The sequence below is a fragment of the Nocardioides sp. zg-1308 genome (assembly GCF_013155375.1).
GTDB classification, from domain to species: Bacteria; Actinomycetota; Actinomycetes; order Propionibacteriales; family Nocardioidaceae; genus Nocardioides; species Nocardioides renjunii.
In genome coordinates, this window is the sequence record NZ_JABJQY010000002.1 from 748,721 (window position 1) to 760,495 (window position 11,775).

Consider the following 11,775-nt stretch of genomic DNA (forward strand, 5'->3'; position numbering starts at 1 on the left):
CGGGCGCCAGAACTCATCACTCGCCCCGGAGCCACCTCAGCGCGCCGGCGGCGTCGGGGACGCTCTCGACGGGATCGCTGCCGTCGGGACGGGCACCGCGACGGCGTACGACGACCACCGGCACGCCGAGCTGGCCGGCGGCCTGCATCTTCGGCCAGGTGTAGGTGCCGCCCGAGTCCTTGGTCACCAGCACGTCGACGGCGTGGTCCCCAAACAGCTCCAGCTCGCCGGCCAGCGTGTAGGGGCCGCGGTCGAGCAGCACGGTCCACGGGTCGGGCACCTCGATCGTCGGCGGGTCCACCACCCGGGCGACGGCGCGGTGCCCGGCCAGCGGGCCGACGAAGCGGTCGAGCGGCTGGCGACCCACGGTGAGGAGGGGGCGCCCACCCAGCCGGGCGGCGAGCCCGGCGGCCTCGTCGTGGTCGTCGACCCAGTGCCAGTCGTCCGAGCCGGGCTCCCCCGCCCAGCCGGGCCGGGCCAGCCGCAGCAGCGGCAGGCCCTCGGCCGCGCAGGCCGCCACGGCGTTGGCGGTCATGCCGCCCGCGAAGGGGTGGGTGGCGTCGACGACCGCCTCGACGGCCTCCTCGCGCAGCCACGACCGCAGCCCGTCGACGCCGCCGAAGCCGCCGATCCGGACCTCCCCGGCGGGCAACCGCGGGCGCTCGACCCGGCCGGCGAGCGACGACACCGCGTCGATCTCGGTGTCGACGAGCAGCGCCGCGAGCTCGCGCGCCTCGCTGGTGCCGCCGAGCAGCAGGACCTTCATCGCGACGCTCCTGGGGCGAGGGCGGGCAGCCCGGCGGGCGCGCCCGAGGTGGCGAGGTCGAGCAGCGCGTCGACGTCGAGGTGCTCCTCGGCCAGGTCGCCGAGGAGGTCGAGCCGGCGTCCGCGCTGCTCGGCGAAGCTCACGGTCGCGGGCTCGTACGCCGCCCCTGCCGCCGCGGCCGCCTCGCGGAGGACGGCCCGCCGGAGCTCGTCGCCCTCGAGGCTGCCGTGCCACATGGTGCCGAGCACGGCCCCCGAGCGGGCGCCGCCGAGGAACTCCTCCCCGCCGTGGCGGGTGGTGCGGCCGTGGTGGATCTCGTAGCCGTGGGCGGGCGCCCCGAGCGCGGTCCCGCTCGGGAGCCGCAGCACCTTCTCGGTGCCGAAGGTGGTGGTCACGTCGAGCAGCCCGAGCCCCGGCACGTCGGCGCCGGCCTCGCCCTCGATCCCGTCGGGGTCGCAGATCCGGGTGCCGAGCATCTGGAAGCCGCCGCAGATCCCGAGCACGGGCCGGCCGGCCGCGGCGTGCGCGAGCACGGCCCGGTCGAGCCCGCGGGCCCGCAGCCACGCCAGGTCCTCCAGGGTCGCCCGGGTGCCGGGCAGCACGACGAGGTCGGCGCCGGCGAGCGCGCGCGCCTCGGACGCGAAGGTGACGTCGACGCCCGGCTCGATGCCCAGCGCGTCGACGTCGGTGAAGTTGGAGATCCGCGGCAGCCGGACGACCGCGACCCGCAGCCGGGCCTCCGCCTCCTCGGCGCGGCGACCCTCGAGGTCGAGCGCGTCCTCGGAGTCGAGCCACAGGCCCGGGTGCCAGGGCAGCACGCCGTACACCGCCCGCCCGGTCAGCGACCGGAGCTCGTCGAGCCCGGGCCGGAGCAGGTCGAGGTCGCCGCGGAACTTGTTGACCACGAAGCCCGCGACCAGCGCCTGGTCGGCCGCGGAGAGCAGCGCGACCGTGCCGAACATCGCGGCGAAGACGCCGCCACGGTCGATGTCGCCGACGACGACCGTCGGCACGTCCCCGTGTCGGGCCAGGCCCATGTTGACGTAGTCGCCGGCGCGCAGGTTGATCTCCGCCGGGCTGCCCGCACCCTCGACGACGACGACGTCGTGCCGCGAGCGCAGCTCGTCGAAGGCGGCGTACGCCGCGTCGCGCAGGTGGGTGCGCCCGCCGACGAAGTCGCGGGAGTCCAGCGTCCCCGCCGGCCGGCCCATCACCACGACGTGGCTGCGCCGGTCGCCGCCCGGCTTGAGCAGCACCGGGTTCATCGCGGCCTCCGGCTCGACGCCGGCCGCGACCGCCTGGACCCACTGGGCGCGGCCGATCTCGGCGCCGTCGGCGCACACCATCGAGTTGTTGGACATGTTCTGCGCCTTGAACGGCGCGACCGCGACGCCCCGGCGGGCGAAGGCGCGGCAGAGGGCGGTGGTGACGATGGTCTTGCCGGCATCGGACGTCGTACCGGCGACCAGCAGCGCACTCACGGTCGCCAGCCTAGAGAGCCGAACCCCCGAGGCGGACCGGCGGGCGGCGTCGCGCGGGCGGCGTACCCACAGTCGGGGAAGATTTTGCCTGCGACTTGTTTCGTTCTCGGGACGACGGGAGAGAATCGTTGTATGACCAAGCTCCTCCTCGACAACCGAGTGGTCGCGGTGCTCTTCTTCGTGCTGACCGTTCTGAACGCGTTCGCGATCCAGAACAACTGGTACCACTGAGGCGCACCGGCTCCCCACTCGCGTGAAATGATGCCCAGGTGGCGACACCTGGGTTGGTCTCGGACTGCGCGCAGTGCTTCGGGCTGTGCTGCGTCCTCCTCCCCTTCTCGGCCGCGGCGGGCTTCGGCGTCGACAAGCCCGGCGGCCGCCCGTGCCTCAACCTCCTCGACGAGGACCGCTGTGGCATCCACGCCACGCTCCGCGAGGACGGCTGGCCGGGCTGCACGGTGTTCGAGTGCTTCGGCGCCGGCCAGCAGGTCTCGCAGGTCACCTACGCCGGCGTCTCGTGGCGGGAACCGGGCCCGCCCCACCGCCGGGCCGAGATGGGCGCCGTCCTGTCGGTGATGCGACAGCTCCACGAGATGCTCGTCCACCTCACCGAGGTCGACCGGCGCTCGCCCGACCCGGCGACGGCCGCGGTGCGGGCGGAGATCGAGGCGCTGACCGGCGCCGACCCCGAGACCCTCCTCACCTCCGACGTCGACGGGCTCCAGGGGCGGGTGGGCCGCCTCCTCGCCGACGCCAGCACCCGCGTACGCCAGTCGTGGCCGGCCGCGGGCGACCGCTCGCACCGGGACCTGGCCGGGCGTCGCCTGGGCGGCGACCACCGGGGCTGGACGTTCCGCGGCGCCCTGATGATCCGCGCCGACCTGCGCGGCGCCCGGCTGGCCGACGCCGACCTGCTGGGCGCGGACCTGCGCGACGCCGACGTACGCGGCTGCGACCTCTCGACCACGCTCTTCCTCACCCAGCCGCAGGTCAACGGGGCGATCGGCGACGCCGCCACCGCCCTGCCGCCGGGCCTCTCCCGCCCCGGCCACTGGGGAGGCGCTCCCTCGGTGGTCGAGTAGTCGAGCGCCGGCGAGCGGGCGTGTCGGGACCTCACCACAAGGGGTGAGCGCCGGAATACCCCCGCGAGCCGCCGTGCTGTGCCTCACATGACCGTTCCCAGCATCACGCTCCATGACGGCACGACCATCCCGCAGCTCGGCTTCGGCGTGTTCCAGATCGAACCCGCCGGCACCGTCGAGGCGGTGACGCGGGCCCTCGAGGTCGGCTACCGCCACATCGACACCGCCGAGATGTACGGCAACGAGAAGGAGGTCGGCGAGGCGCTGCGCACCGCCGGGGTCTCGCGCGAGCAGGTCTACGTCACGTCCAAGCTCAACAACGGCTTCCACGAGCCCGACGCCGCCGAGCGCGCGTTCGAGCAGACGCTGACCGACCTCGGCCTGGACCGCATCGACCTCTTCCTCATCCACTGGCCGCTGCCCACCCGCTACGACGGCGACTTCGTCTCGACCTGGCGCACGTTGACCTCGTTCGTCGAGGACGGCCGGGCCACGTCCGTCGGTGTGTCCAACTTCCAGCCCGCGCACCTGCAGCGCATCGTCGACGAGACCGGCGTCGCCCCCGTGATCAACCAGGTGGAGGTGCACCCCTACTTCACCAACGAGGACGTGCGCGCCGCCAACGCCTCCCACCGGGTGGCCACCGAGGCGTGGTCGCCGATCGCCCAGGGCCAGGTCCTCGACGACCAGGTCCTCACCGAGATCGCGTCGGCCAAGGGCAAGTCCGCCGCCCAGGTCACGCTGCGCTGGCACATCGAGCGGGGCGACATCGTGTTCCCCAAGTCGGTGACGCCGAGCCGGATGCAGGAGAACTTCGAGATCTTCGACTTCTCCCTCACCGACGACGAGGTCGAGCGCATCTCCGCGCTCGACAAGGGCGAGAAGGGCCGGACCGGCCCCAACCCCGACTCGTTCGACTACATCCCCGACTGACCCGCAGCACGCACAGGAGGCCGGGCGGCACGATGGCCGCCCGGCCTCCTGGCTCGTTCACGTCCCCGCTGGTGCGGGGCCGCTGAGGATCAGCGCGTCACGCGCAGCTGCAGCGACCGGTTGCCGGCCGAGGTGACGACCTGCAGCTTGGTGGACCGCTCCGGTCGCACCGAGGCCACCCAGTGGGTGATGTCGCCGCGCCGGCCGACCATCCTGAAGCGGGACGCCTTGACCGCGCCGGAGTGGCGCAGCTTCGGGGCCTTGGTCGACATCACGTGGAGGCTGCTCCACGTGCCCTTGCGCACGGTCCACGAGGACCCGTCCTGCTTCGACCGCGCCACCCACACGTCGAGCACCTCGTACGTCGCGCTCGACGTGGCGGTGTTGCCCGCCAGGTCGGTGACCGTCGCGGTCGACGTCATCGACCCGAAGGGGCCACCCGTCGTCGTCACCGTGCACGACGCGACACCGGACAGCGCGTCGGAGCCGCTGCACTGGGCGATACGGGCACGACCCTTGTAGGTGCGGCCGTCGCCGACCCGCGTCAGCGAGGCGGTGGGAGCGGTCAGGTCGAGGTTGAACGGACCGGCCGCGACCACGGCCACGCCGCCGTCGGTGCCGATGACGGTCCGGCTGACGTACTGGCCGACGCCCTCCTTGGCGAGGACCACGGGCGCCGGGCAGTCGGTGACGTCGTCACCGCACACGAAGCTCACCGTCACCGGGCCGGAGAACCAGCCCGAGCCGCCGTTGCCGCTCACGCGGGTGGTGACGACCGGCGCGCTGCGCGCGGTCGAGGAGCCGGACGCCTGGTGGTCGGCGTCACCGCTGTAGGCCGCCGCGACGACCGAGCCGCCGTCGTTGGCGGTGCCCTCGAGGACGGCCGCGCCGTCGACGAGCGGCGCGGTGCCGACCTCGACGCCGTCGACGTAGAAGCGCACCGAGCCGGTCGGCTCACCGACGCCGGTCACCGCCGCGGCGATGCGGCCGGGGGTGGCGGTCACCGTGGTGGTGGTCTCCGCCTTCTCGATGACGAACGCCGTGACGTCGTCGCCGCGCTCGAAGGAGCCGTCGGCCGAGGAGTACGACGCGCGAATCGTGTGCAGGCCGGCGTGGAGGCCGGAGACGGCCGGCAGGGTGGCCGCACCGGAGACGAGCGTGACCGGGGCACCGAGGTCGGTGCCGTCGAGGGCGAACTGCACGGTCCCGGTCACCGGGCCCGACGGCGAGGTCACGGTCGCGGAGACCGGGACGTCCTCGCCGAACACGACGCCAGAGACGGGCTGCACGGCGACGGAGGTGGACTGTGCCTGCACGACCAGGGTCGCGGTGTCGGTGAGGCCACCGAGGGTCGCGGTCACCACGTAGGTGCCCGCGGCGGTCGGGGCGCACGCGGCCGCGGCGCACGGCGTCGAGGCGCCGCCGCCGACCGGGGCGAAGGCGAACGTGGCGTCCGCCGTCACGTCGCCGAGGTCGTTGCCGAAGCGGTCGGCGCCGGTGACGGCGTACGTCCGGGAGCCGCCCGCGGCGACGGTCGCCGAGCCGGGCGAGAGCTGGATCGAGGCCAGGTCGTCGGCCTCGACGTGCAGGACCGCGGTGTCGGTCACCGCGACGCCGCCGGCACCGGGGGTGCTGGCGGTGACGACGTGGTCACCGGTGGCGGTGGGCTTGCAGACGCCCTGCGGGCAGGCGACGTTCGAGCCGCTGGGGCCGGTGGTGGTCACCAGGGAGTCGAGGGTGAGGTCGCCGAGGTCGTTGCCGTACTGGTCGGTGCCGGTGACGGTGTACGCCGCCTGGCCGCCGGCCGCGACCGTGGTGTCGGCGGGCGACAGCTCGATCGAGGCGGCCGGGCCCGCGACGACGGCGAAGGTGACCTTGCGGGTCTGGTTGCCGAAGGTCGCGGTGACCGTGTAGGTCCCGATGTCCGTGGCCGAGCACGCCGTGGCGGTGCAGGACGCGCCGGTGCCGGTGCCGTTGGGCGAGATGGTGAGCGAGGTCGGGGTGACCGACTTCGTGACCACGCCGTCGGTGACCGTCATCGCGACGGGGTTGGCCACGCCGGCCGCGACGGACGGGGCGCCGATGGTGAGGTCCGCGGCCGTGAGCTGCGAGGTGTAGGTGATGCGGAGCTGCGGGGCCTGGCCGGTCGTGTTGACGACCACGCTGCCACCGGCGGGGACGAGGGACGAGCCGCCGCCACCGCCGTTGCCGGTGCCGGTGCTGGAGCCGCCACCACCGCCACCGCCGTAGAAGCCGCCGCCGCCGCCGGCGCCGAAGCTGCTGCCGCCGTTGCCGCCGACGCCGAGGGAACCAGCGGTGGCTCCGCTGCCGCCGGCACCGCCGGCGGTCTGCGTGCCGCCCTGGCCGGGGCCACCGGTTGCTCCGGATCCCGCGGTGCCGGCTGCGCCGTTGAGCCCGGCGTCGCCTCCGTTGGAGCCGTTGACGTCCGTGCCGCCACCGCCGCCGGCCACCACGAGGCGCGACTCGAGCGAGCCGGCAGCCGTCCGGGAGACGGTGCGCAGGTCGGTGGCCCCGCCACCGCCGTGGGTGCTCGAGTCGCCGACGCGGTTTCCGCCACCGTTGAAGGCGTTGCCCGCGGCAGAGCCGGTGCCACCGACCTCCACGTAATAGGTGGCGCCGGCCGTGACGGGCACCTCGCCCGTCACGACCGCTCCGCGACCGGGGGTGGAGTTGCTGCTCGCACCGCCGGCGGCACCGACTGCCACGACGGTGACGCTGTCGACGTCGTCGGGGACCTCGAAGGTCTGCTGGGCGCCCGTGTAGGCGTAGGTCAGGGTGCAGGCGAAGGCATCGCCGGAGATGACGCAGTCCTCGGCAGGGTTGGCCGCGGAGGCCGGGGCAGCGGTGCCCACGAGGGCCAGCGCGGTGGCGGGAAGGACGAGCGCCGTCGCGGAGCGCAGCCAGTGGCGGCGCGGCGGGGACGCGGTCGAGTGGGTTCGCATGCGGCCATCCCAGACGGTTCTGGTTGAACCTTCAGTCGAATGCCGACCGCGTGGCACTCCCGTGGCCCAGTTGTGGCAGTCCCGTGCTCGCGGTCCCACGCCGCGGACGAGCCACCCGGAGCCGAGGTCGCGTACTCAGGCCACGGGCGCCGACGATCCCCCACACTCGGCGCATGGATCCCAGCACCTGGCAGCGCCCCGGTCTCCGCGCCGCCCTCCTCTACGCGTTCGCCGCCGGTCTCCTCGGCACCGTCGTCTCGGCCGTCAGCCGGCTCGAGCTCACCCGCCGCGCGGTCCCCGACGCCGCGCTCCCCGACGGGCCCGTCATCGTCGTCGCCAACCACACGAGCTTCGCCGACGGCATCCTGCTCGCCCTCGTCGGCCGCCGCCTGGGTCGCTCGCTGCGACTCATGGCCACGGGCGGCGTCTTCCGCTCCGGCCTCGTCGGGCCGGTCGTCCGCCGGCTCGGCTTCATCCCGGTGCTGCGCGGCACCGGCTCGGCCGCGGGCTCGCTCGACGCGGCGGCCACGGCGCTCTCAGTCGGCGAGGCGGTCGGCCTCTTCCCCGAGGGCCGCATCACCCGCGACGCCGACCACTGGCCGGAGCGCTCCAAGACGGGCGCCGTCCGGCTCGCGATCCGCACCGGCGCGCCGGTCGTGCCGGTGGCCCTCGTCGGCGCGCAGCAGGTGGTCGGCCGCACGGGGATCGTCGGCCGGTTGCTGCGCAACACCGTGCTGCGGCCCCGCGTCGCGGTCGCGGTGGGGGCGCCGATCGACGTACGCCGCCTGGCGGGCGTCGCGGACGGCCAGATGCCCGACGACGCCACCGTGCGCCGCGTCGCCGACGAGGTGATGGCCGTGCTCGTCAGTCAGGTGGCCGAGCTCCGCGGGGAGGCCGCGCCCCACCCGATGGGCGTCCCGGAGGAGGCGCTGTCCGGCAAGCCGGTGTCGGACAAGAGGCTGTCGGACAAGAGGCTGTCGGCGTGAGGCCGGTCGGTCAGGAGTAGCGGTGGCTCTTGGCGGCGTGGCCGCGCTCGCGGGTGCAGGTGCGACCGGACATGTTGCGGTGACCGCACAGCTCGTCGGTGTCTGCCGGGGCGGTCTCGGTCGTCGGAGCCGCCGGGCTGGGCGACCGCTGCGCCTTCGGGGCCGGAGGCGCGACCGGAGCCCGGGTCGCCGCCTTCGCAGGGGTCTCGGCCGTGCGCTTCTGCGCGGCGGCGTACTTCGCCTCGCGCATCGCGCGCAGGTTGTCCATCTTGCTCATCGCTGGCTCACCGCTCGCTTCACCCCCTGAACCTACGCGCTCGCACCGACAGCGCGGGCGGCGACACCGGCGCGGGGGCTCATCGGCTCCAGTCGACGGCGTCGTGGACGGCCTGCAGCCGGGCGCCGCGCACCGGGTCGTGCTGCGCCACCCAGGCGATCCGGCCGCGCAGGTGGTCCTCGAAGGCCGGGACGTCGTCGCGGTTCTGGCTGCTGGGGCCGAACCTGCGGCAGTTGTGCAGGATCGCCCGCAGCAGGTCGACCTGGTGACGGGCGACGCGGGGGTGCTCGTTGACGACGAGCCCGCCGAGGACCTGCCGGCCGGCGCGCGGCATGACGCCCGTCTTGCGCTGGTTGAGCCGGAACCCCTCGTCGCGCACGATCGCCTCGACCGCGTCGAGCAGGCGTGAGGTGCCGGTGCCCCAGCCGGCATCGCCGGAGAAGGCCAGGTCGTCGGCGTAGCGCGTGTAGCCCCCGCCCCACGAACGGGCCAGCGCGGAGAGGCGTACGTCGAGCCGGAACGCGGCGAGGTTGGCCATCGCCGGCGACGTGGGTGCGCCCTGCGGGAGGTGCGGCGCGGCCAGCCGGCGGCCCAGCCGCCAGTGGGCGTCGAGCAGCCGCTCGTCGGCGGGTCGCGGGACGGCGCGCCAGGCGCTGCGGGGCAGGACGCAGGTGACCAGGCCGGCGAGGCAGTGCGCCACCGGCTCGGGGTAGCCGGCGGTGCGCCAGATGCCGTAGACGCGGGAGACGCTCACGGTGGCGAAGAACGCCTCGAGGTCGAGGCGCAGGACGATGCTCCGGCCGGCGTGCGGTGCGGTGTAGCGCCGGATCGAGCCGCCGGGCCGGAAGCCGGTGGCCGCGTCGTGCGGCGGGATGAGCGAGGCGACCTCGGTGAGGACCCGACGCTGCAGCGCCTTGAGCCGCGGCTTGGGCGCCTCGAGGACGCGGATCGCGCCGCTGGGCGTGACGCGGTGGCTGACCCGGTAGTGCTGCAGGGGCACGTCGGAGGCGCTGCGCGCCAGGCGCCGGGGATCGGCGAACCAGTCGAGCTCCGACGGCTCCAGGCGGAGGAAGGCGGCGACGTCGTCGAGCCCGTCGAGGACCGGCAGCCGCCACCGGTTGGTCAGCATCCGCGTCTCGGCGACGGGGTGGACCACTGGCGCGGCGTTCCTCGCCCGGGCGGCGGCCGGGAGGGCGGCGATGACGGCGGCGAGCTCCCGTGGGCGGTCGGCCGGGGGACGCGGGTAGGCCGTGAGCACCCGTCGCACGAGCGGCGGCAGCCAGGGGTGACGGCGGCCGAGGACGACGGTCCCGCTCGCCACCAGCGCGTCCTGCGTCCACTCGCCGGCGAGGAAGCCCGAGGCGAGCGCCCGCGCGAGGTCGTCCCTCATGCGGGGCGCGGGCTGACGTGCGGCAGCGCTGCTCGACCTGTCCCGTCGTGCGCGCGGTGGCCTGCAGCGGAGCGCAGCGAGCCGCGCGCGGTGCCGTGCCCGGACGTACCGGTGGTCCCCGGGGTATCCCCGGGGAGGCCGACCGGTGACGCGCACCGGTCCGCCGTCTCGAGATAGCGCTGCCGCACGCGGGGCACGATAGCGGCCGGGACCGACCTCGGCGCGCGGGCCGTCAGCTCGGCCGGCGCCAGACCACCATCGACTGCCCCGCCGCCTGGTGCAGCACGGGCAGCTTGTTGGACGGGGCGTGCGGCTGCACGGCCGCGCGGGCGGCCAGCACCCGGCGTACGGCGTCGAGCTCGGCGACGAGCTCCTCGTTGCGGGCCCGCAGGGCGTCGACCTGGTGCTCGAGCGCCATGATCCGACGCACGCCCTCGATGCCGATGCCGGCACTGGTGAGGTCGGCGATCTCGCGCAGCCGCTCGATGTCGCGGTGGGAGTAGCGCCGGCCCCCGCCCCCGGTGCGACCGGGGGCGATCAGGCCCATCCGCTCGTAGGCGCGCAGGGTCTGCGGGTGCAGGCCCGTCAGCTCGGCGGCGACGCTGATGACGTAGACCGCCGCGTCGGGAGAGGGGGTGAAGCCGCTCATGCGGGGTCCCCGCGGCGTTGTCCGACGGAGGAGCGGAGCGGGGGAGACGGAGAACGCCGTGGGGTGTTCATGCCTCGAAGAGCCCCTCACGCAGCGGCTTGCCGGCGGTCGCCGCGCGGTAGGCCTCGAGGGCCTCGCGCGCGGTGGGGTCGAGCGTGGCCGGGACCTGCACCACGACGGTGGCGAGCAGGTCGCCCTTGGAGCCGTCGCGCCGGGTGGCACCCTTGCCGCGCACCCGGAAGGTGCGCCCGTTGGGCGTGCCGGGCGGCAGCTTGAGCGTCACGGGGGCGCCGCCGAGCGTCGGGATCTTCACCTCGGCACCGAGCGCGGCCTCGTCGAAGGAGACGGGGACGTCGATGGTGAGGTTGTCGCCCTTGCGCCCGAAGACCCGGTGCGGGGTGACCTTGACCGTGACGAAGAGGTCACCGGCCGGGCCGCCGTTGGCGCCGGGGCTGCCCTTGCCCTTGAGCCGGATCCGGGCGCCGTCCTTGACGCCGGCCGGGATGCGGGCCTGGATCGTGCGGGCCGAGGTGCCGCGCCCGCTGCCGTGGCAGGTCGGGCACGCCTCGTCGTAGACGAGCTGGCGGCCGCCGCACCGCGGGCACGTCTCGTTGATGGAGAACGCGCCGCCGGTGCCGGACACGACGAAGCCGGCGCCTTCGCACTCGGGGCAGATGTGCGGGCGGGTGCCCGGCTTGCCGCCGGTGCCCTGGCAGGTGGGGCACGCCGAGTCCGACGTCAGGCGCAGCGACACCGTCACGCCGTCGAGCGCGTCGGTGAATGCGATCGTCGCCGTGCTCTCGACGTCGGCGCCCCGCTGGACGCGCGGCTGCTGGGTGCGGGTGCGCTGGCCACCGCCGAAGAGGTCGCCGAACATGTCGCCGAGCCCCCCGCCGGCGCCGGCGCGGTCACGCAGCAGGTCGTCGAGGTTGAAGCCGCCGCCGCTGCCGCCGAACCCGCCGCCCATGCCGGGGCCGAAGCCGCCACGTGCCTGCAGCGAGCGGAACTCGTCGTACTTGGCGCGCTTGGCCTCGTCACCGACGACGTCGTAGGCCTCGGCGACGGACTTGAACACCTCGTGCTTGGCGTCGTCGCCGGGGTTGGAGTCGGGGTGGTTCTCCCGCGCGAGCTTGCGGTAGGCCTTCTTGACGTCGGCCGCGCTCGCGTCCTGGGCGACGCCGAGGACCTGGTAGAAGTCCTTGGTCGCCCAGTCGTTGCGGAAACCCTCGTTGTCAGCCATGGATCGAC

10 protein-coding genes are annotated in these 11,775 nt (G+C 74.8%); 3 read left to right on the forward strand and 7 right to left on the reverse strand.

What is annotated here, in order from left to right:
- Positions 1–16 precede the first annotated feature (16 nt).
- Together HN031_RS05395 and HN031_RS05400 are read right to left on the reverse strand one after the other, a co-directional pair.
- Entirely contained in the window at positions 17–766 is a 750-nt protein-coding gene (locus HN031_RS05395) for a cobalt-precorrin-6A reductase (protein ID WP_172267342.1), read from the reverse strand.
- Positions 763–2,247: a cobyric acid synthase gene (locus tag HN031_RS05400; RefSeq protein WP_172267345.1), complete on the reverse strand. Its 1,485-nt coding sequence runs from the start codon at positions 2,245–2,247 to the stop codon at positions 763–765. Before HN031_RS05400 ends, HN031_RS05395 begins: the two co-directional genes overlap by 4 nt.
- 269 nt (positions 2,248–2,516) lie before the next feature.
- Between HN031_RS05400 and HN031_RS05405 the strand changes: the two genes are divergently transcribed.
- Together HN031_RS05405 and HN031_RS05410 are read left to right on the forward strand one after the other, a co-directional pair.
- Positions 2,517–3,329, forward strand: coding sequence for a pentapeptide repeat-containing protein (locus HN031_RS05405; RefSeq protein ID WP_172267347.1), 813 nt, complete (start codon positions 2,517–2,519; stop codon positions 3,327–3,329).
- A gap of 87 nt (positions 3,330–3,416) precedes the next feature.
- On the forward strand, positions 3,417–4,262 hold the full coding sequence (locus tag HN031_RS05410; RefSeq protein WP_172267350.1) for an aldo/keto reductase: 846 nt from the start codon (positions 3,417–3,419) through the stop codon (positions 4,260–4,262).
- A gap of 89 nt (positions 4,263–4,351) precedes the next feature.
- On the opposite strand, the gene HN031_RS05415 is transcribed toward HN031_RS05410, so the two are convergent.
- Positions 4,352–7,225 (reverse strand): Ig-like domain-containing protein, encoded by a 2,874-nt coding sequence (locus HN031_RS05415; RefSeq protein WP_172267353.1) that lies wholly within the window; start codon positions 7,223–7,225, stop codon positions 4,352–4,354.
- 173 nt (positions 7,226–7,398) lie between these two features.
- Between HN031_RS05415 and HN031_RS05420 the strand changes: the two genes are divergently transcribed.
- Positions 7,399–8,211: a 1-acyl-sn-glycerol-3-phosphate acyltransferase gene (locus HN031_RS05420; RefSeq protein ID WP_172267356.1), complete on the forward strand. Its 813-nt coding sequence runs from the start codon at positions 7,399–7,401 to the stop codon at positions 8,209–8,211.
- A gap of 10 nt (positions 8,212–8,221) precedes the next feature.
- On the opposite strand, the gene HN031_RS05425 is transcribed toward HN031_RS05420, so the two are convergent.
- The 4 genes from HN031_RS05425 to dnaJ all read right to left on the reverse strand — a co-directional run bounded on the left by HN031_RS05425 (position 8,222) and on the right by dnaJ (position 11,767).
- Positions 8,222–8,488, reverse strand: a complete 267-nt coding sequence (locus tag HN031_RS05425; protein ID WP_172267359.1) for a hypothetical protein — start codon at positions 8,486–8,488, stop codon at positions 8,222–8,224.
- A gap of 79 nt (positions 8,489–8,567) precedes the next feature.
- On the reverse strand, positions 8,568–9,878 hold the full coding sequence (locus HN031_RS05430) for a reverse transcriptase family protein (protein WP_172267362.1): 1,311 nt from the start codon (positions 9,876–9,878) through the stop codon (positions 8,568–8,570).
- A gap of 232 nt (positions 9,879–10,110) precedes the next feature.
- Positions 10,111–10,527, reverse strand: a complete 417-nt coding sequence (locus HN031_RS05435) for a MerR family transcriptional regulator (RefSeq protein ID WP_172267365.1) — start codon at positions 10,525–10,527, stop codon at positions 10,111–10,113.
- Positions 10,528–10,594: 67 nt separating this feature from the next.
- The gene (gene dnaJ / locus HN031_RS05440) at positions 10,595–11,767 is read right to left on the reverse strand and encodes a molecular chaperone DnaJ (protein WP_172267368.1); all 1,173 of its coding nucleotides are present in this window, start codon (positions 11,765–11,767) and stop codon (positions 10,595–10,597) included.
- Positions 11,768–11,775: the final 8 nt, after the last annotated feature.